General features: G+C 58.5%; 18 protein-coding genes and 3 tRNA genes. 9 read left to right on the plus strand and 12 right to left on the minus strand.

Going from position 1 to position 18,564, the window contains the following annotated elements; all coding sequences use genetic code 11:
• Positions 1-53 precede the first annotated feature (53 nt).
• Positions 54-1,286: an MFS transporter gene (locus GN234_RS02280; RefSeq protein WP_109754209.1), complete on the minus strand. Its 1,233-nt coding sequence runs from the start codon at positions 1,284-1,286 to the stop codon at positions 54-56.
• A 282-nt stretch (positions 1,287-1,568) separates the two neighbouring features.
• Here GN234_RS02280 and GN234_RS02285 point away from each other — a divergent pair.
• Positions 1,569-1,642 (plus strand) — tRNA-Cys (locus tag GN234_RS02285).
• 193 nt (positions 1,643-1,835) lie between these two features.
• A tRNA-Leu gene (locus GN234_RS02290) sits at positions 1,836-1,922 on the plus strand.
• A 233-nt stretch (positions 1,923-2,155) separates the two neighbouring features.
• Here GN234_RS02290 and GN234_RS02295 read toward each other — a convergent pair.
• Positions 2,156-2,518 (minus strand): NUDIX hydrolase, encoded by a 363-nt coding sequence (locus GN234_RS02295; protein WP_176687762.1) that lies wholly within the window; start codon positions 2,516-2,518, stop codon positions 2,156-2,158.
• 287 nt (positions 2,519-2,805) lie between these two features.
• Between GN234_RS02295 and GN234_RS02300 the strand changes: the two genes are divergently transcribed.
• Together GN234_RS02300 and GN234_RS02305 are read left to right on the plus strand one after the other, a co-directional pair.
• On the plus strand, positions 2,806-2,991 hold the full coding sequence (locus GN234_RS02300; RefSeq protein ID WP_109754207.1) for a hypothetical protein: 186 nt from the start codon (positions 2,806-2,808) through the stop codon (positions 2,989-2,991).
• 87 nt (positions 2,992-3,078) lie between these two features.
• A complete protein-coding gene (locus tag GN234_RS02305) occupies positions 3,079-3,306 on the plus strand; it encodes a PLD nuclease N-terminal domain-containing protein (RefSeq protein ID WP_109754206.1) in 228 nt (75 codons plus the stop codon).
• Between the two features lie 23 nt (positions 3,307-3,329).
• Here the strand turns inward: GN234_RS02305 and GN234_RS02310 are convergent, their stop codons facing one another.
• From GN234_RS02310 to GN234_RS02320, 3 genes are all read right to left on the minus strand, one after another.
• The gene (locus GN234_RS02310) at positions 3,330-3,524 is read right to left on the minus strand and encodes a hypothetical protein (protein WP_109754205.1); all 195 of its coding nucleotides are present in this window, start codon (positions 3,522-3,524) and stop codon (positions 3,330-3,332) included.
• Between the two features lie 94 nt (positions 3,525-3,618).
• Entirely contained in the window at positions 3,619-3,849 is a 231-nt protein-coding gene (locus GN234_RS02315; RefSeq protein ID WP_109754204.1) for a hypothetical protein, read from the minus strand.
• Positions 3,850-4,013: 164 nt separating this feature from the next.
• Positions 4,014-4,268 (minus strand): DUF6555 family protein, encoded by a 255-nt coding sequence (locus tag GN234_RS02320; protein WP_053125507.1) that lies wholly within the window; start codon positions 4,266-4,268, stop codon positions 4,014-4,016.
• 217 nt (positions 4,269-4,485) lie between these two features.
• Here GN234_RS02320 and GN234_RS02325 point away from each other — a divergent pair, with 217 nt between their 5' ends.
• Positions 4,486-5,385: a polysaccharide deacetylase family protein gene (locus GN234_RS02325; RefSeq protein ID WP_163858503.1), complete on the plus strand. Its 900-nt coding sequence runs from the start codon at positions 4,486-4,488 to the stop codon at positions 5,383-5,385.
• 112 nt (positions 5,386-5,497) lie between these two features.
• Positions 5,498-5,689 (plus strand): DUF2188 domain-containing protein, encoded by a 192-nt coding sequence (locus tag GN234_RS02330; protein ID WP_163858505.1) that lies wholly within the window; start codon positions 5,498-5,500, stop codon positions 5,687-5,689.
• 75 nt (positions 5,690-5,764) lie between these two features.
• Here the strand turns inward: GN234_RS02330 and GN234_RS02335 are convergent, their stop codons facing one another.
• The 3 genes from GN234_RS02335 to GN234_RS02345 all read right to left on the minus strand — a co-directional run bounded on the left by GN234_RS02335 (position 5,765) and on the right by GN234_RS02345 (position 8,913).
• Positions 5,765-7,561, minus strand: coding sequence for a DAHL domain-containing protein (locus tag GN234_RS02335; protein ID WP_176687763.1), 1,797 nt, complete (start codon positions 7,559-7,561; stop codon positions 5,765-5,767).
• A 276-nt stretch (positions 7,562-7,837) separates the two neighbouring features.
• Entirely contained in the window at positions 7,838-8,698 is an 861-nt protein-coding gene (locus GN234_RS02340; RefSeq protein ID WP_109754200.1) for a prohibitin family protein, read from the minus strand.
• Between the two features lie 127 nt (positions 8,699-8,825).
• A tRNA-Ser gene (locus GN234_RS02345) sits at positions 8,826-8,913 on the minus strand.
• 124 nt (positions 8,914-9,037) lie between these two features.
• On the opposite strand from GN234_RS02345, the gene GN234_RS02350 reads away from it, so the two are divergent.
• Positions 9,038-9,709, plus strand: coding sequence for a Bax inhibitor-1/YccA family protein (locus tag GN234_RS02350; protein WP_014338124.1), 672 nt, complete (start codon positions 9,038-9,040; stop codon positions 9,707-9,709).
• 400 nt (positions 9,710-10,109) lie between these two features.
• Entirely contained in the window at positions 10,110-11,459 is a 1,350-nt protein-coding gene (locus GN234_RS02355; protein ID WP_109754199.1) for a hypothetical protein, read from the plus strand.
• A gap of 42 nt (positions 11,460-11,501) precedes the next feature.
• Here the strand turns inward: GN234_RS02355 and GN234_RS02360 are convergent, their stop codons facing one another.
• Positions 11,502-11,939: an Lrp/AsnC family transcriptional regulator gene (locus tag GN234_RS02360; RefSeq protein WP_109754198.1), complete on the minus strand. Its 438-nt coding sequence runs from the start codon at positions 11,937-11,939 to the stop codon at positions 11,502-11,504.
• 136 nt (positions 11,940-12,075) lie between these two features.
• Between GN234_RS02360 and GN234_RS02365 the strand changes: the two genes are divergently transcribed.
• The gene (locus GN234_RS02365) at positions 12,076-12,969 is read left to right on the plus strand and encodes a DMT family transporter (RefSeq protein WP_116832513.1); all 894 of its coding nucleotides are present in this window, start codon (positions 12,076-12,078) and stop codon (positions 12,967-12,969) included.
• An 18-nt stretch (positions 12,970-12,987) separates the two neighbouring features.
• Here GN234_RS02365 and GN234_RS02370 read toward each other — a convergent pair whose 3' ends face one another.
• From GN234_RS02370 to GN234_RS02380, 3 genes are all read right to left on the minus strand, one after another.
• Positions 12,988-14,613 (minus strand): NADP-dependent glyceraldehyde-3-phosphate dehydrogenase, encoded by a 1,626-nt coding sequence (locus GN234_RS02370; protein WP_176687764.1) that lies wholly within the window; start codon positions 14,611-14,613, stop codon positions 12,988-12,990.
• 233 nt (positions 14,614-14,846) lie between these two features.
• Positions 14,847-15,761 carry an autotransporter domain-containing protein gene (locus GN234_RS02375; RefSeq protein ID WP_116832512.1) on the minus strand — a complete coding sequence of 305 codons (915 nt, stop codon included), beginning with the start codon at positions 15,759-15,761 and terminating at the stop codon, positions 14,847-14,849.
• A gap of 294 nt (positions 15,762-16,055) precedes the next feature.
• Entirely contained in the window at positions 16,056-18,515 is a 2,460-nt protein-coding gene (locus tag GN234_RS02380) for an autotransporter family protein (RefSeq protein WP_176687765.1), read from the minus strand.
• Positions 18,516-18,564: the final 49 nt, after the last annotated feature.

The raw sequence follows: 18,564 nt of genomic DNA on the forward strand, positions 1-18,564 counted from the left end.
AGATCGATCTTGAGGCAATGAGCAATTGTGCTGGGGCAGGGTTGTGCGAATCGCTATTCGCTTGCCTGGTCCGGCACCCCGACCGGCCTGTAGCGCAGCAGCACCAAGGGCAACAGCACCACGCCGTAGGCAATGCTGACATAGAGGTAGGTGTATTGAAGGCCATAGACCTGGCTGAGCAAGGCCCCCAAGGAAATGCCGATGATGGACGCCGTTTGCGAAACGCCCTGGGCGAGTCCCAGCACCTGACCCTGGCGGCTATTGTCGGTGCTTTTGGAGATGAGTGCGGTCAGCACCGGTGTAGTTGCGCCCAAGAGGACGCCCCAGGCGAAGTAGACAATGGCGAAGACCAACGGCTGACGTGTCAGGCCGGCCATGGCGGTCAGGGTCATGCAAGCGATCACGATGGCGGTGATGGCTCGCAGCGTCTGTGTCGGGTTGCGCTGCTCGAAGTAGCGTGACCAGGTGGTTGCGCACAGGATGAAGCCCAGGGCCAGCAGGCCATAGCAAAGCCCCACCAGGGCATTGCTGACGTCGAAGGTCGAACTCACATACAGCGAAAACGAAGTCTGCGGCAGCATTCGCGCCAGCAACAGAAGCCCCATGATGCCCAGCAGCGATACTGTCAACGGGTTGTATAGCCCGGGACGCGAGGGTGCGGACGGAACGCTGCCGGCTGCGGTTGTCTTCCCGACAGGCGCTACGTCAGGCAGCGTCAACGCCGCGACCACGGTGCACACTGCGCACAGGCCCGAGGCCACGATGTTGATCCAGAAAAACGTTGCATGGTCCAGGATCAGCCCGCCCGCCACCGCCCCCAGCAGCGAGCCGACATTGGTGGAAATCTGCAGGATGGCAAACAGCCTGGCCCGCCGCGATGGCGCCTCGATGCTCACGCCGTAGGCCTGGGCGGGGGCGATATAACCGGCGAACGCACCTTGCAGGAAGCGCAGGACCAGGATCACCCAGATATCGCCGCATAGCGCCAGGCCAAGCTGGGTCAGGGACAACCCGGCCAGTGCCCGGATCATCATCAGCTTATGGCCGTAGCGATCACCGATACGGCCCCAGAAAGCACTGGTCAGGATGATGCCCAGCATCGGGCCGACATACACCGCCGTGCTGGCGAAGCTGAACAGCGCGTCGTTGCTGGTCAGTTGTCGCAGGTGAACAGGCCAGAACGGCCCGCTCATCTCCATCGCACCCATGGAAACCAGCTGGATCGCAAACAACAGATAAATCAGCAAGCGAACGCTTGAACCCTGGGGGATACCAACACGGGGCATGGACAGACTCGCAGAGGCGGAAGGCTGTGTCTTATCCGACAGTGCGTGGATCTGAGCAAGAAAAAAATGCAGCAGGTTCCTCCGGAAGCCGAACAATCGACGATTTTTTTTTGAAATCAAGGGGTTGTCAGTCTAGGCAAATGAGTACATAATTGCGCCCATCGAACGCACTGAGATGTAAAAAATCTCAATGTTTTCAAGGAGATAGCGCTTCAAAGAGGTTCTGTTTCCAGATCAGGTTTGTACGCGGTTGATGTGGCTGCATTGCATCAAACGTCTTGAGGCCGAATAGCAAAATGGTTATGCAGTGGATTGCAAATCCACCTACGCCGGTTCGATTCCGACTTCGGCCTCCACTTTTAAAAAGCTCTGTAGATCTATGATTTACGGAGCTTTTTTATTTTCGAAGCATTGAAAGGTTTTGTGTTGAAAAGGGCGCGAGCTACCTTGCTTCACAGGGGAGGGATGTATATATTCCCCCTCTTGCTGCACCAGCCAGGGCTTCGGCGATTGGATTTTGCCGACGCTCCCATGGCTAACCGCGCTACCGCCCGAATGGCGAAACTGGTAGACGCATGGGACTTAAAATCCCCCGCTCGTAAGGGCGTGCCGGTTCGATTCCGGCTTCGGGCACCATCTAAAATCAAGGGTTTGCGAGCGAAAGCTAATGCAAACCCTTGTTCGTTACGGCTTCTGAAACTACCGAAGAAACGGAGTCCTGCCTCCGGAGCCTCTGCACTCGGCATTGCGATTAGCGGGTGAGTGCTCAAGCGTTACCTGCTGTCCAAGCCCTGCCTAATACGCGAATCCCTTGACCATGATATTTATCATGTAGCCTCTTCTGTATCAGCACGGCTTGTACCGACTCGTCACAATCGCCGGCGAAACGCCTCGAGGATATCCCGCGTGCCCTTTTTCATTTGCAGTTGGGTGATGGCATCCAGCGGGTGCCAGAGGCAATCGCTGATTTCGTTCTGTGGCCTGGCCGCCGTCGAATCGCTGACTGACGCTTCGAATACGTGATGCTCGGTTTGCCCGTCACTGATTCGCATCACGTAGAGCAGGTTCTCGACGTCCAGGCCAGTTTCTTCGGCCAATTCCCGAATGGCTGCCCCAGCATGGGTCTCGCCGCGTTCGACGGTACCGCCCGGCAGCATCCAGCGGCTATTGGCTTTGCGAACCAGCAAGATATGGCGATTTTCCTCGCAAATGACGGTCGCTCGAATTTTCATGGCCGTGCTCAATCAGTGACTGTCATTAAAGTGAAATATAACTGCAATATTTGAGCCTGGCATCAATTGGCTTTGCTCAAACTGTCGATTTTTTCAATGTCTTATCCAGTACGACCGCGACGGCGCGAGAAAGACTGGGCTCATTTGAGGCAGTCATCGACCCATCCCATCTGTCCGACCACCAGCACTAGGCTTTCGACCGGTTATCGCCTCAAATGAATCAGCTTCAAAAAAATGAATCCATGTTGGGTGCATTGGCCGGCCCCTCCCGGGGAAGGAAGCGAGATATGACCAGCGTTGAAGACTTCAAGATCAAATCCCATGAGCTCCTGGTGGAGCTCGATGCGGCAACGTCGGAAATGATGAAGCTCATATGTATCCATCAAATGAGTGGATCGACCTGGGATGAAGCGGTCCGCCGTCAACATGAAGCCTATGAGCAATGGGTCGCTTATTTGAATGAGCGGGGATAGGTCCTTTGGGTGCACCAAGGGTAAAAATTCTTTGAACGGCGTCTCAACGGCTGTGCCTAATCCTTAAACCGACAAGAGGATTAGGCCATGACCGAATTAGCCAGTTATTTTTGGATCGCTGTCGCGGTGCTTTTGCTCCTCGTCGATTTATGGGCGATCGTCAGCGTCTTTCGAAGCGACAAGTCGGCTGGCACCAAGGCTGGCTGGGCCCTGTTGCTGATCATTCTGCCGGTTGTGGGCCTGGTTATCTGGGGCGTAGCTGGGCCGCGCGGGATCAAGGAAGGGCCGTCATCGCCGGAGCACAGCAAGGGCTAGAAACGGCTCTCCGAGTCAACTTTTCACTGGTTTATCCAGTTACCGCCGGTGCTTTCGCAGTCTTCCTGGGCTTGCTGCAACTGTTCGATGCCGTAGTAGTACCAGGTCACCTTGGCATTATCGGGAAGATTGGCCGACCCACCGTGCTTGTCCTTGCTGGTGCAATCAATAGCAGGAATCTGGCAATCATGAGGTTTCTCCCTTTGTGGCTTTTGCACCGGTGCCTATCAATTTCGAGGTGCAAAAAAAGCCCGTGTTCCATCGGTTTTCCAACCGGTAGAACTCAAGGGGGCACATGTCTGGCGCGGTGCGTCAGCGGAACTTGGGCAGAGGGCGTTCAGCGGGCTTTAGCGACGTCAGTGCGCTTTGGATCGATGGGGCGTCTTTCTCGATGTCGTTGAGCCGGTCACGGATGCGCACCGCAGTGGGATGCCCGCCTTGGTGGTCGACCCAATCGGCGATTTCCTTGCAGGCTGCCGTAAGCCTGGCCTGACGCGATTCCAGCAAGGTGAGCAGGGTGGTGATGGACTCTTTTTCGGACATGTCACACCTCCATTCAGGGTTGCATTGAGCGTTGATGAGGCAGCACAAAACCCGCCAGGGGCGGGTCATGCTATCGCTTAAAGCGTAGTTGAGTTATCTCGGTTTTGTCGAAGAATCCGGCGCCCGGCTGGACAACCGGTGCACCGGAAACAGGGTTATTTAAATCAGCCGGACTCCTTGACCCAGGACGGCGCGACGCTCGCTCGCCAACGCACGTCGGTAATACCGTATTTCTCAGCAAGGGGTTTTGAAACCCGCTTGACCTTTTCCCGTCCGAATTTCGGAATGCGCCCGACCCCCGCGTCGCAACTGGCCCAATGCCAAGCTTCGGAGTTATTCATCACTTCGGCGCGAATGATGAATGACTTCGGCTCGCCATGGAGCATGTAGTCGATGATGTAAAGCGATGGCCCGCCCATAAATCCTCCCTAATTAGTTCTATACGGATGGATACGGAGGCGTGCGGAAAATTCCATCGGATTATCCAGACGGTCAAAAATCACACCAGGTAGTCACGCAGCCAAGTCGCTGCTCGCTGTCCGGAACCAAACCCGGTTAACCTTCTCCAAGGTGAGCTTCACACCATGTGCCAGGGATTAACAGGCAAGACAGTGCGGTATCAGATAAAGGCAGAACATGAAAAACATCGCCAGGGCGCTGGTTATCGCAGTCCTCGCCATCGGTGTGTCGGGATGCATCGGCCCGCCCATCGAACTGACTCCACAAACCGAGCAAAGCCTGCTGGCACAACCCCCGATCCGTTTTTTGCTGACCTTCGATGACGGGCCCAGTGCCTCGTCTTTCTGGAACCCGAGCCTGGAGGTGCTGGATGCCCTCGCGCACAACCCGGTGCAGCCGGGGATCAAGGCGGTATTTTTTGTCCAGACCCGTGCACTAAGAGCTGGCAACAGCGACATCGGACGCTCGGTGATGCACCGTGAACAGCGCGAAGGTCATATCCTGGGCTTCCATACGGCGACTTACTGGCATACCAACCATCGCTTTCTGAGTCCTGACGAACTGGAGCAGTCACTGGTCAAGGGCGGGGGTGATATCGCCGCCATCACAGGGGCAGCGCCCACCCTGGTGAGGCCGCCGTTCTGGAGTTACGACAGGCGCACCTTCGCCGCTTATCAGCAGCACGGCTTGCACGTATTGCTGACCGACCTGAGCGCCAACGATGGTAAGGTCTGGGGAATCACCGCCAGCCCACGACGGCGAATCAACCTGACGCGCCAGCTCTCTGAAGTGCGCGAACGCATCGCCGCCGGGCAGTTGCCCGCGGTTGACGGGGTGATTCCGGTGGTGGTCACCTTTCATGACCTCAACCGCTATACCGCCCGACATGCCCGGGAATACTTGCAAATCCTGCTCGACGCTGCCCGAGCCACGGGCGTGAGGACCGACGCCAAGCCCTTCTATGATGACCGTCAGGCGCTGGAGCGGGCCGCGATGGCGCGCACGGTCAAGAACACTAGCGAACCGGTGCACTTGCCGGGTTTGTGGGATTGGTTGTGGGATTCGGATTCCCATTGAGAGGCTCAGGCCTGCGTCGTTGTGCAAGGTTGCGACGCTCGGTTGGCTCCCTTGCGCAAACTGAGTGTAAGGTAGGTGGCGTAACCCTGGTTTATCTCGAAAGGAGGTGACAATGAGTACTGCGATGCTGACCAAAATGCATATCAACGGGTATGACGTGCTCAGCGTAAACAGCGGCCCATGGCGGGTCTGCACTCAGGCCGACCGATTGGGCTCCTTTGCTTCCCGTGAGGAAGCACTGGCCTACGCCGCCGCATTGCCGGCCAGGAAAAAACACGGCCGCCAGGCTACGACCGCCAAATAGCGCCGTCAAAGGCGAGGGGAGTTGGCTGCGAACCGAGCCGTATGGTTCGTTGCGCAGCCGATTCCTCCATCTCTGTCAGGTGGGTGCCAGTTCCAGCGGAATTTCCAGGGTGAACAGCGCTCCCTGTCCAGGGCCGTCGCTATGCACATGGAGGTGGCCATTCATTTCAACCGCCGCCAAGGCGCAGCTGTGCAAGCCGAAGCCATGGCCGTCCTTGCGGGTGGTGAACCCGTGGTTGAAGATGCGAGTCAGGTTCTCGGGCGTAATGCCTTCGCCTCGATCCTTGACGCTGACGCACAGCGTTTTCTGATCGACGACCCGGATTCCCAAAGTCATTTCCCGAGGATGATCGCTGACGTGCGACATCGCGAATTTGGCGTTACTGATGAGGTTGATCAGGATCAACAGCAACCTGTGCTTGTCACCCATTATCATCGGGACGTCCTGATAGTCCTTGATGACGGTGACGTGGTGCCGGCTCAGCGCGCCCGAGTTCATGCGTAACGCATCTTCGAACAGATCACTGATGCTCAGTGCCTCGATCAGCCTGGCAGCTCCGGCGTAGGTTTGCTGGGTGGTGACGATTTCCTTGATGTGGTCGATGCTTTTGGTCAGTTGCGCCAGTTCTTCGATAAGCAGTGTTTGCTCGGCGGCGATGGAGTCGACCAGCTCATTGAAGTAGCGGGGCAACAATTTGCCCTTTTCATCGCTGGTGATGAACTGGCCCAGGTCGTCGGCATGTTCATTCATCATTTTTACGGCTTTTCCAAGGCCCAGTGTCTTGCTGCTGCGCAACTTGCGGGTTACCAGGTCCGCGGAAATATTCACGCTGTTGAGCACATTCCCGACGTTGTGCAACACGTTAGTGGCGATCTCGGCCATGCCTGCCATCCGTGCGGCGTCCACCAGTTCACGTTCAGCCTCTTTCAGTTCGCGAGTGCGTTCTTGCACGCGCTCCTCGAGCCGTTCATTGGACGATTGCAGTTCGTGGTTGATCTGGTTGATGACGGCGTAGCTGCGAACCAGCCGCACCGCCAGGTAGATCATCAATAGCGCCATGAGGCTGGCGCACACACCCAGGTAGACATGGTATTGACGGTCCGCAGCAGCCGTCCTGCGCTGCGTCTCGTTCAACAGTTCGTTGATGCTATCCAGTTCCTGGGCCACCGGAATCACGCTGATGCGGTCAAGAAGGTCATTGACGATCGGTTGTTCCTCGATAATAGCTCTGACGTGCTGCGCCAGGGTGATGAAGGGAGGTTGGTAGGTCGCGGGTAACTGGCTGATGTATCGTTCCAGTTCATTGAGCTGGTTCTGCACCTCCTTGGCTTTGTCCGAGGTGACATACAATGCGTACTCCAGCGTCGTCAGTGACAGCTCAAGCACATTGGAAGCCACCGTAAGGCGTTCCGCAGGGCTTTTGACTGTCATCTCCTTGAGCAATGTCTGAATGTCGTCTTCGATGACCGGCAGAGCGTCCAGGGCAGTGCGCAGCTTGGCGTTGTGTTGCTGGAATTGATCGACCAGTACTGTCTTGTTCTTGACCGCATCCACATAACCTTGGCGCCTGGACGCCCAAAGAGTCGCCAGGGGACCTGCGTTATTGAGCTGCTCCAACTGCTCCCATCGGCTGCCCGCCTCAGGCGGTGGCGCCAGCGACAGATTGTTGTTGACGCCGATTTTTTTCCTCAGGATCTTGACGCTCCAGTTAGCGTCGGCCTGCTTGAGTTGGCGGATGAAGTCACGGGATTCGAAGTAGGTCGATGAGTCGTACGTATAGGACTTGATCAGAAAGAATATCAGGGCTGAAAACGCAATCAGCGCGACGGCCAGCAAGGCAGGCCATTTGTACTTCTTGATAATGTAGGTCACGCGATTCTCCTGTTCAGGGCGCCTGTCGAGGGTGTCGGTGAATGCCCGGGCGGGCGGGAAATGTCAGAGCGTGAGGCGAAGAGAGCGTTGAACTGTCGTAGCGATGTTTGCGTGGGTTTGCTTTTGCCTTGGTACACATTGAGCTCCCTGCTAACGGTGAACGTCGGGGGTCGTCAGTGACGTGAGTGTAGCGTTAACGAGACAGCTCGATGGCATTGGCCGTGAAGGCTGAGACGGTGGACGAGCGCGGCCAGGACTGGCCGCGCTCGTGAGGGTTTACTGATTCTTGATGTCAATGAAGGGCAGGGCGCCGTTCGGCAGCACGGTGGTGGGTAATACACCATTCCAGCGCTCGGCCTTGGTGAGCTCTACCAGATTCTGGTTGCTGGCCAAGGCCTGGGCACGTGCCTTGATCGCTTCGGCTTCGGCCTTTCCGCGCAATTCGGTGGCCAGTGCGTCTGCCTTGGCCTGGGCAACTTGAGAATCGGCTTCTGCCTGGGCCTGGGTGACACGAATCTGGGCTTGAACCTGCTCGGTCGCCAGTTGCTGCTCACGGGTCTTGACCTGCACTTCGGCGGCCATGCGCGCTTCAATGGCTTTTTCATAAGCGTCACTGAAGTCGATGTTTTCGACCTGGACGCTGTCGATGATCACCGGCCCGGTAATCGTCGCCTTGATTGCGGTCGAAATATCGTTGACCAGTTGGACGCGATTCTGCACGGCAGCCACGGCGTTGAACTTGCCAAAGACGTTTTCCACCTGGGTCGGCACCTGACGGCTGATCATCCGGTCGCGGATGCCTTCAAGATCCTTGAACTGGGTATAGACCTTCGCGACATCGGAAGGCGCGATGTGCCAGGACACGGATACCTTGAGCTGGGCGGACTGTTGGTCCTTGCTGTAGGCCTGGAGGTCTTCATAAGCCGTCACTTGGCTCTGGACGCTGATCAGGCGCACAGACTCGATAAACGGCGTCTTGAAGGACAGTCCCGGTTCAACCACCCCGACCAGCGCCCCGTTGCGCAGAAGAACGCCGCGCTCGGTTTCGTCGACCGTGTACCAACTGCCAAAGAAGACGCACAACAGGACGATGCCTACGATTGCCGCAACGAGAGAACCGATGGTTTTACTGGTCACTTTTCTTTCCTTGAGTGGAGGGGTGGTTTTTGCCATGACGGTATGTCAATCCTGAAAGACCGAAGCAGGCATTCTGAATGCCAGACACGAAAAAGCCCTGAATAATCAGGGCTTTAACGTTAGAAGATGGCGGAGGCGATGGGATTCGAACTCATGGACCTGTTACAGTCGACGGTTTTCAAGACCGTTGCCTTAAACCACTCGGCCACACCTCCGTATTGCGTTGCGGGCGCCATAATACCCGAATGAAACACACTGTCAAACTCTCTACGTAGCTTGTTACAGAGCGTCTGTTATGATCCTTGCCACTGAATGTTTCAAAACCGGAGGAGTGTCGCCATGCGCGAACAGGATTACGCAGTGAACAACAGCGTGCAGGCTGAGCAGCTAGAGGTTAGCCGCGTCCTGCGCAACACTTATGGCCTGCTGGCACTTACGCTCGCTTTCAGCGGTGTGATGGCCTACGTCGCACAACAGATGCGGGTGGGTTACCCGAACATCTTCGTCGTGCTGATCGGTTTCTACGGCCTTTTCTTCCTTACCAACAAACTCCGTGATTCGGCCTGGGGCCTGGTGTCGGCTTTCGCCCTGACCGGTTTCATGGGCTTCCTGCTCGGCCCGATCCTCAATCGCTACCTGCAAATGCAGGGCGGCGCCGAAGTGGTCAGCTCGGCCTTTGCAATGACCGCACTGGTATTTGGTGGCCTGTCGGCCTACGTGCTGATTTCCCGCAAGGACATGAGTTTCCTCGGCGGTTTCATCACCGCAGGTTTCTTCGTCTTGCTGGGTGCGGTGCTGGCCAGCTTCTTCTTCCAGATCAGCGGCTTGCAACTGGCGATCAGCGCCGGCTTCGTGTTGTTCTCGTCGGTCTGCATCCTGTACCAGACCAGCGCTATCATCCACGGCGGCGAGCGTAACTACATCATGGCCACTGTCAGCCTGTATGTATCGATCTACAACCTGTTCGTCAGCCTGCTGCAACTGTTCGGCCTGATGGGTCGCGATGACTGATTGCATCCGCAATGAGTGAAAAGCCCGCTTCGGCGGGCTTTTTTTCGTCCGCGTTTTGAGGTCGTGGCCAATAGCCTTTAAAAAGCCTTAAGCGTGATGGCACCTTTGAATAAATGATCTACACCTATGGCTAGGAACTGCATTGCCAGGGGCGGCATGAAGTGGATCGATCAGCGACTGCGCGAAATCTCGCCACACCCTCCGGATACCGTTCGCATTTGGCTATCAAGCCTTGTCTGGTCGTGCCCGATTCTTGGGCCCAAGGAGGTGGGCAACATCAGTGACCGTGGACCGTGAGCAGGTATGGGCATGGTGCCCAAGCCTGATAACAGAAGGAGACCCTGCGCATCGTTCAATTGTTCGATGGGACGGCGGGCGTTCTCCCTATAAGGAGATATCGATGAACCACCCCCAAGGAAAGATCGCTGCATTGCTGACCCTGACAGGCGCGCTGACCATGGCGGGCGCCCACGCGGGGACCTTCCCTGATTTCGGCTACGGGCCACCCAAGAGCGTCTACTCCGGTCCATTATTCCGGCTCAGCCAAGACTATCCCACCGTGGCCCCGGGCCCTTCCTCGATGCCGGCATTCTTCAAGCATCTGCCCACCACGTTCAGCAATGATTTTGAAACCTGGCGTTCCTATATGAACGAGGTCAAGGCTTATTGCCTGGAAGGCAATACGGGGATCGGCTGGGATGTGCAGAAAAACAAGGTTCGCCAGTGGTATCACATGCCATGGCAACACTATGGCCCCAATGGTCGCGAAGGTATCCGAGGGCTAACCAAGGAGGCACCGATCAAGCCATTGCAATTGGCGAGCACTCAAAAAGGCAGTGGCCAGACCTACGCAGTAGGTATCTATAACGATATAGGGGGCTACACCATTGGCCAGGTCTGGAAAGACCCGCAGAACCCTGACCCGAGCTACACCTCACAACCTAAGGGCTTTCCCAACGGTACAGTCGTCTGCAAGGCGTTGTTTGCCGATATAGACGTCACCACGGTGCCATTCCTGGCCAATCCATTGCTCTGGAATGCGTACACCACCAAGACGTTCACCTCGACAGAGCGCGCGGTGACCCAAGTCGCGCTGATTCAGATGGACATCGCCGTGCGGGACACCCGCGTGAGCGACACCGGCTGGCTGTTCGGGACGTTCCAATACAACGGTGCTGTGACCGGTAAAGCGAACTGGAACAATCTGGTGCCCGTGGGGATTATGTGGGGCAACGATCCCAAAGAGACCGGCAACGCGTTCACCAACCCGACCCCTACCGAAACCAAGATCAACCCGGCGCTCAAGCAGACAGCCATCAACGCGAACACCAAAGAGCTGCCACCCACCCATCTGGGTTGGAACGGGCGCCTCAACGGTCCCGTGGACAATCCCCAGGCCTCCTGCCTGAGTTGCCACATGACCGCTGAGTACCAGCAATTGGCGCTGATGAACCCGACCTTCCAAGCCAACCCGCCACCCGTGGGCGGTGAGGAGTGGATGAAGTGGTTCCAGAATATTCCAGCCGGCCAACCCTTTACCCCTGGCACCCGAAGCACCGACTACAGCCTGCAATTGTCCGGTTCCCTGGCCAACTTCTATGACTGGAAATGCAACCACAGCGGAGTGTATGCCGACGGCCAGAATGCTTGCGCCAAAATACAGCCCCTTAATCTGATGAAGGCGAGCAATGCGCCTGAGCAAGAGGTGCACAAAGTCCAACGCAGCCCTGAACTGGAAGACCTTCAGTAGCGTGGCCTCCGGCCTCGGACACGAACCGAGGCCGGATCCGACTCACGCCATTGGCGGCAAGCGCCGTTTGACGGGCGTTTTCTTGACGATGGCCGTATTGGTCTCGGCCAGGACATTGAGCCTGTCCAGCAGCGTGTCCAGCTGTTCCATCGAGCGCACATGCAGTCGGGCAATGAAACAGTCTTCGCCGGTCACCTTGTCGCATTCGGTGAATTCAGCGATGGCCTGGATCTGCCGTTCAACTTCCTGCAACTGCCCCGGCAGCGGGCGGATACGCACGATGGCCTGGAGTTGATAGCCGAAGCACTTGGGGTCTACCTCGACGGTGTAGCTCCTGAGCACGCCGCGTTCTTCGAGCCGGCGAAGGCGCTCGGCGACGCTGGGAGAGGACAGGCCACTCAGGTTCGCCAGAGCCTTGAGGGAGCGTCGGGAATCTTCCATCAGGGCGCTGATGAGGATCTGGTCGATGTCGTCAGTCATTTTTCAGTTCCATTAGGCGAATGCTCGAAGTTGCCTTGATAAAAAAGGTCGAAAGCCAGTTTAGCCTTTTTCAGACCATGGAGAACCCAACCACTGGCTCGGCATACTGTGCCTCACTTGCTGAAGGAGCCTGAAGATGGACAAGACCCTACGCCGCGGTTCGCTCGAAATGACTGCCGCCATGCTGATCTCCGGAACCATAGGCTGGTTCGTGCTGGTCTCGGGCCTGCCGGTACTGGATGTGGTGTTCTGGCGTTGCGTGTTTGGCGCCGCCACTTTACTGCTGATTTGCGCCGGTTTCGGCTTCTTGCGTCCAGGTATCCTGACACGCACCACGTTTCTGCTGGCGGTGCTCAGCGGGGTGGCGATTGTCGGCAACTGGGTGCTGTTGTTCGCCTCTTACTCCCGAGCCTCGATTGCCATCGGTACGGCGGTGTACAACGTCCAGCCGTTCATGTTGGTCGGGCTGGCGGCTCTGTTCCTGGGAGAAAGGATCACCGCGCAAAAACTGTTCTGGCTGGCGGTATCGTTTCTCGGAATGCTGGCAATCGTCAGTTCCCACGGCGAACAAGGGCAGGGCGGCGGTGACTATCTGCTGGGCATCGCGCTGGCGCTGGGCGCAGCGTTGCTGTACGCCATCGCAGCGTTGATCATCAAACGCCTGACCGGCACGCCGCCGCATCTGATTGCACTGATCCAGGTCAGCACCGGCGTATTGCTCCTGGCACCCTGGGCGAACTTCTCAGCGTTGCCACAGCACGCCGGGGCGTGGGCCAGCCTGTTGACCCTGGGCATGGTGCATACCGGTGTGATGTACGTGTTGTTGTACAGCGCGATTCAACGATTGCCGACGGCGATCACCGGCGCGCTGTCGTTCATCTATCCGATTGCGGCGATCTTCGTCGATTGGTTCGCCTTCGGTCATCGCCTTGAACTCCTGCAATGGTTGGGTGTGGCGGCGATCCTGTTGGCGGCCGCAGGCATGCAGCAGGGCTGGGGCATCAAGTTGCGCCGCGCAGCCCTGTCTTGAGACACCGTTCGGCGCGGCTCAGAAGATGTAGTCGGTGGTCAGGAAGTTGGAATCGCGTTCGCGAATGATGTCGCTGATCAGCGCTTTGTTGCTGTCCTGGAACTTGGTGGCCACCAGCGTACGAATAGAGAAGGTGCGTAGCGCATCGTGAACGGACAAGGTGCCTTCGGCTGAGTTTTTCCGGCCATTGAACGGGAAGGTATCCGGGCCGCGCTGGCACTGGGCATTGATGTTGATACGTCCGACCTGATTGGCGAAGGTGTCCACCAGCTTGCCGACTTCCGCCGGATTGGTGCCGAAAATGCTCAGTTGCTGGCCGAAGTCGGACTCCAGCACATAGTCGATCACGGTATTGAGGTCACGGTACGGCACGATGGGCACGACCGGGCCGAATTGCTCTTCGTGGTAGACCCGCATCGCCGTATTCACCGGGTAGAGCACTGCCGGGTAGAAGAACGAGCTGCGTGATTCGCCCCCGTGGGCATTCTTCACTTCTGCCCCCTTGGCGAGCGCATCGGCGACCAGCGAGTGCAAGTAATCGACCTTGCCCGCCTCGGGCAACGGCGTCAGCGCCACACCGTCCTCCCATGGCATGCCGGGTTTCAGAGTGGCGAGCCTGGCGTTGAACTTCTCGATGAACGCTGGCGCCACGTCCTCATGGACAAACAGGATTTTCAACGCCGTGCAGCGTTGGCCGTTGAAGGAGAGCGAGCCGGTCAAGGCTTCGCTGACGGCGTTGTCCAGGTCAACATCCGGTAGCACCAGCCCGGGGTTCTTCGCATCCAGCCCCAGGGCGGCCCGCAAGCGGTGCGGACGCGGGTGGAGCTTCTTCAGGTCACTGGCAGCCTTGTTGGTGCCGATGAAGGCGAAGATGTCGATCTTGCCGCTGGCCATCAGTGCGCTGACAGTTTCCCGGCCACTGCCGTAGATCACGTTGATCACGCCCGCCGGGAAACTGTCGCGAAAGGCCTCCAGCAATGGACGGATCAGCAACACGCCGAGCTTGGCTGGCTTGAACACCACGGTGTTGCCCATGATCAAGGCGGGAATCAACGTGGTGAAGGTTTCGTTCAGCGGATAGTTGTACGGGCCCATGCACAAGGCCACGCCCAGGGGGACGCGGCGGATCTGCCCGAGGGTGTCCTGTTCCAGCTCGAAGCGGCTGGAGCGTCGGTCCAGCTCCTTGAGGGCGTTGATGGTGTCGACGATGTAGTCGCAGGTGCGGTCGAATTCCTTCTGGGAATCCTTGAGGTTCTTGCCGATTTCCCACATCAGCAGCTTGACTACGGCCTCGCGTTGGTCGCGCATGCGCGCCAGGAAGGTTTCCACATGACGGATGCGCTCGGCGACGCGCATCGTCGGCCACTGGCCCTGGCCGCGGTCGTAAGCCCGGACGGCGGCGTCCAGGGCGGTGAGGGCGGTCTCGGCATCCAACAGCGGTGTGCTGCCTAGAATCACTTGCTCGTCGCCCAGCTCACCCGCCAGGTAAACGGGGCTGCGCACGACGGCCAGTGGTCCCTGCCAGGTTTTCAGGATGCCGTCGACCAGGTATTCGCGCTGTTCGATCCGGCCTTCGAGGCGGTAGGCGTCCGGAATGTCGGCGGCACTGGGAAACAGGTTGGCGAGAAAAGGGGCGGTGGTCATGTCGTTACTCCATCAATGAAATGAGCCATGGGCGGACGGCTTGCAGGTATAAATCGCTTTTAGCGTTATACGCCTTAATGGAGGTGTTTTTTAAGTGGCGGCAGATTGCTCGCGCCTGGCGATGTCGTAGGAGCTACCTCGCGAAGCGAGGCTGCGATCTTTCCCCTGGCACTTGAGTTCCAAGCGAAAGATCGCAGCCTCGTTGCACTCGACAGCTCCTACAAAGCTTTTGCTCACCAGCGCATCCGCACGCCCATGCTGGTGATGATGCCATTGAGGTCGTTGTCGTCGACGTCACTGCTGTAATCGGCGCTGACATACAGGCTTACCGCCGGCGTGACCCGTGCCACCAGGCCCAGGCCGACTTCGACGGTGGAGGATTTCCGGCTGCTGCTGATCTTGTCGACCTTGTCCAGGGACAACGTATCGGCGCTCTGCACCGTGTGCCACAGGTTGGTGCGCACATAGGGCTCCATGCCCAGGCCATTGACCTGGTAGTTACCTTTGAGTCGTGCACCGACGCGGCCGCTCCAACTGCTCAGTTCATTGCCGGTACCGCTCTCGGTATTCGGCGTATCGAGGGTGATGCGCTGGTTGATCAACTGCGCCTGGGGTTCGACTACCCAGTGTGTCCCGATGCCAATCGGAAAGCCACCTTCGACCGACAGCGTCACCGCATTACCTTCGGCGGCCTGGCGCTGGCCTTGTTCGGTGCGACTGTAGCCATTGACCCGGCCGCCACTGGCGCTCAGGTCCACGTGCCAGCCCGCAGGCCCGGTCAGGCTCCAGTAGGCGCCAAGGCTCGAGCCTTTGAGGTTGACGGCATCCTTGCCTGGATCGGCCATGACAGGCGTCACCAGCAGGCCATTGCCGGTTGAAATAATCTGGTTTTGTCCACTGATCAGCCCCATGCGCTGGGTATGGCCACTGTCGTTTCGTAATGTGAACAGGGCGGGGCTCTTGCTGGAGGCGGGGTCACTGCCGATCGCTGCGGTACTGAGGTCGTGGGACTGTGTTCGGCCATACCAGGGCTGCGTTGTCTCCTCGCCAGGCCAGGCCTGTACCTCCATGGAGGAAAGCAGCAACAACGAAGTAGAGAGGGTGTGGAAGGTGATGGTGATCTCTTGTGGACGGAGGGAGGTTTTCATGGTGGCCTGCCTTGCAATCGCATGCATTTCTCGCTTTTTGGCGTCTCTCCTACCCCGAATGAGGGGCGACCGAATGGATTGAGGCAAGCCTCTGGCGGCCCGCGTTTGCGGGTTCCAGAGGCCTGCCCCTGACTGTATTTCCGGGGGTAGTACCGTGTAGTCAAGAAGACTGATGGCACTGCGTCAAGAAAATGGACGATGAATGGCAGGCTGAAATCAGCCTCAATAAGAGGCTGATTTCAATTGCTTATTTCGGATCATATTTGGGCGTCAAATCACCGTCGGGGTTCCTGTCTACCAACTGATCCGTAAGCCGATTCTGCCGGCCACGGCGCGTTGCTGGTTGCTGTCGAAGTTTTGGCTGTAGTCCGCGCCGGCATACATGGCGACTGTGGGCGCCAGGCTCACGGTGACGCCAATCCCGAGGTCACCGGTGGACGCGCGCTGTTGGGTCTCGACCCGTTCGGTGTCGTCGAACGTCACCGAGTCGGTGCCGGAAAACGTGTGCCAGAGGTTGGCGCGCAGGTAGGGTTCCACGGGCATGCCGCTGACCTGGTAGCGGCCCTTGAGGCGAGCCCCGAGACGGCCGGTCCAGGCACCGTCGGAATCGAACTCGACCTTGGAGACCCCATCGTTTTGCGTGTCCAGGGACACTTTCTGGTGGATGATCTGGGCCTGGGGTTCGACGACCCAGTTGGCGCTCACCGCGAAGGGATAGCCGGCCTCCGCCGAAACAGTCAGGGCGTGCCCACGATTGTCGATTTTCAAGCCGCGTTCGGAGCGGTTGTCACCGTTCAGTCGCGTGCCCATCACCACTGCATCGACGTAGCCGCCGGTAGGGTCGGTGAGCGTCCAGTACAGTCCATAGCTGTCGCCGTCGAGTTCTATCTTGCCGGCGTATCGATCTTCGAAACCCAGGTTGAAGCCTTTGACATCGCCGTTCAGCTCCGTGTGGCCGACGAAGAAACCAATGCGTTGGGTCTGGCCGCCGGACAGCAGGGAGCTGTACAGATCGTTGCCCACCTGGAACCCCTTGATCGACCCATCGAACCGCGGCGTCACCGTACCGGCCCAGGTTTGCTCCAGATCCTTGCCGTAGACCCGGCCCCAACCCGCGCCGAACGCGCCAGTTTCCGTGAGCAGGCGCTGGTCGCCCTGGCGATCATGGAACGTGCCCAGGGCCATCAGGGTCAGTTGCGCCGCCGCTGGAGGCAATACTGACCAGGTCGGCACTTCCGGGCGATATAACGGGATAGGTGCCGCGCCGGGCACCGCAGTTGGCAACGGCGGTAGCGTCGGGACCGGTGGCGCACCTGGTGCGGGAGGCGCCGTTGGGATGGGAGCGGCTACCGGCCCTTCAATCAAGCTGGAGCGCAGGTACCAGTTGTTTGGATTACCGGTCGCGCCGCCCTTGAACAGGCGGTAATCGAACGCACCGGCCGAGATGGACTGCCCCTGTGAAAAGGCATTGATGTCACTGACCGCGCCCCCCTGGGCCTGGACCACTTCGATACCGTCCTGGGTCGTCCGCGCGCCCGTGCCGCCCAGGTTCGTGACTATGATGGTGGTAGTGCCGGTGAGCGTCCCGCCATTGACCACCAATTTGTCACTGGCAGAGCCATCGGCGCCGACTGCCGTTTGCACATGCAACTGGCCATTGTTGCCGACGTAGTTGCCCTGGACGGTAAGCGTGTCGTTGGTGCGGGTGTTGCCTTGGGTGAGGTCCACCGTGCCGGCGTTGTTGAGCGTCGCCAGTTGTCCGGCAGTAAAAGGGGCGATGACGCCCTGGGTCGCCGTCAGCGTGCTGCCGCTTTCGATGTTGAGCGTCCCGGTGCCGGTGGCGCTGTCACCCAAGGTCAGCGTGTCGTTAAGGTCCAGTTGCGAACCTTGGGTGAGGTTGACCGTTTCCCAATTGAGGTAACGGGCGCCGGTGCTGGAGGTGCTGCCTTCGAAGGTCAAGACGTCCTGGCCCAATCCGCCATTCACGCTAGGGGTGATGCTCAGCCCGGCTTCATCTAGCGTGCTCAGCCGTGCCGTGTCGTTGCCTTCGCCCATCAGGATGGCCGAGTGAATGAGGCCGCCGCTCCATTGGAATTGGTCATCGCCGGCACTGGCCCGGACTTCGCCGAGGATTTCGCCACCGCTGACGGTAATGCTGTCGTTGCCGCCGCTGACACTGACATTACCGCCGATCCGTCCTGCGGAGAGGATGATGGTGTCCTGGCCGAAACCGGTCACCAGGTTGCCGATGATGTTTCCGCCGGACATATTGAAAACATTGTCATCGAGTTTCATGTCGACCCGGCCAATGGTGCCGCCGGTCATCTCGGCGTGGTCGCCGTCTTCGAACGCATCGACGATGGTCCCACCCGTCATCAGGAAGGTATCGAGGCCGTCGCCTTGGGCCAGAGACAGGATCCTGCCACCATTCATGACGAAATCATCGGCCTCCGACCCTTGCTCGACATCACCGTCAATCACGCCGTTGGCGTTAATCACGATGCGGTCGAGCCCGGTGCCGAAGGTAACGTCGCCGGAAATGACGCCGCTGCCGTTGGCGGGCAGGGTCAGGCTGTTGTTACCTGCAAGGTCCGTCAGCCCGGGGCTGGTGCCGCTGTCGCAGACATAGGTGTCATCGCCTGCGGTTGGTGCCAGCGTGCAGGCTGCCATGGCGGCCGGTGCGGGGAACAGGAAAGGGGCCGATACCCATAAAGCGTTGAGCAGCCGATTGAGTCGTTTGTTGTGCCGAATCATGTGCTATCCCTCTGCATCGGCATTTCGCAAATGCCGGTTCCAGCATTGG

The sequence above is a fragment of the Pseudomonas bijieensis genome (genome assembly GCF_013347965.1).
Taxonomy (GTDB): domain Bacteria; phylum Pseudomonadota; class Gammaproteobacteria; order Pseudomonadales; family Pseudomonadaceae; genus Aquipseudomonas; species Aquipseudomonas bijieensis.

Excerpts from the sequence above, each read along its gene's own strand:
- GN234_RS02295 (WP_176687762.1), bottom strand. The coding sequence starts at position 2,518 with ATGAAAATTCGAGCGACCGTCATTTGCGAGGAAAATCGCCATATCTTG.
- GN234_RS02350 (WP_014338124.1), top strand. The coding sequence starts at position 9,038 with ATGCGCGAACAGGATTACGCAGTGAACAACAGCGTGCAGGCTGAGCAG.
- GN234_RS02315 (WP_109754204.1), bottom strand. The coding sequence starts at position 3,849 with ATGTCCGAAAAAGAGTCCATCACCACCCTGCTCACCTTGCTGGAATCG.
- GN234_RS02355 (WP_109754199.1), top strand. The coding sequence starts at position 10,110 with ATGAACCACCCCCAAGGAAAGATCGCTGCATTGCTGACCCTGACAGGC.
- GN234_RS02280 (WP_109754209.1), bottom strand. The coding sequence starts at position 1,286 with ATGCCCCGTGTTGGTATCCCCCAGGGTTCAAGCGTTCGCTTGCTGATT.
- GN234_RS02380 (WP_176687765.1), bottom strand. The coding sequence starts at position 18,515 with ATGATTCGGCACAACAAACGACTCAATCGGCTGCTCAACGCTTTATGG.
- GN234_RS02330 (WP_163858505.1), top strand. The coding sequence starts at position 5,498 with ATGAGTACTGCGATGCTGACCAAAATGCATATCAACGGGTATGACGTG.
- GN234_RS02365 (WP_116832513.1), top strand. The coding sequence starts at position 12,076 with ATGGACAAGACCCTACGCCGCGGTTCGCTCGAAATGACTGCCGCCATG.
- GN234_RS02305 (WP_109754206.1), top strand. The coding sequence starts at position 3,079 with ATGACCGAATTAGCCAGTTATTTTTGGATCGCTGTCGCGGTGCTTTTG.
- GN234_RS02360 (WP_109754198.1), bottom strand. The coding sequence starts at position 11,939 with ATGACTGACGACATCGACCAGATCCTCATCAGCGCCCTGATGGAAGAT.
- GN234_RS02300 (WP_109754207.1), top strand. The coding sequence starts at position 2,806 with ATGACCAGCGTTGAAGACTTCAAGATCAAATCCCATGAGCTCCTGGTG.
- GN234_RS02320 (WP_053125507.1), bottom strand. The coding sequence starts at position 4,268 with ATGGGCGGGCCATCGCTTTACATCATCGACTACATGCTCCATGGCGAG.
- GN234_RS02370 (WP_176687764.1), bottom strand. The coding sequence starts at position 14,613 with ATGACCACCGCCCCTTTTCTCGCCAACCTGTTTCCCAGTGCCGCCGAC.
- GN234_RS02325 (WP_163858503.1), top strand. The coding sequence starts at position 4,486 with ATGAAAAACATCGCCAGGGCGCTGGTTATCGCAGTCCTCGCCATCGGT.
- GN234_RS02375 (WP_116832512.1), bottom strand. The coding sequence starts at position 15,761 with ATGAAAACCTCCCTCCGTCCACAAGAGATCACCATCACCTTCCACACC.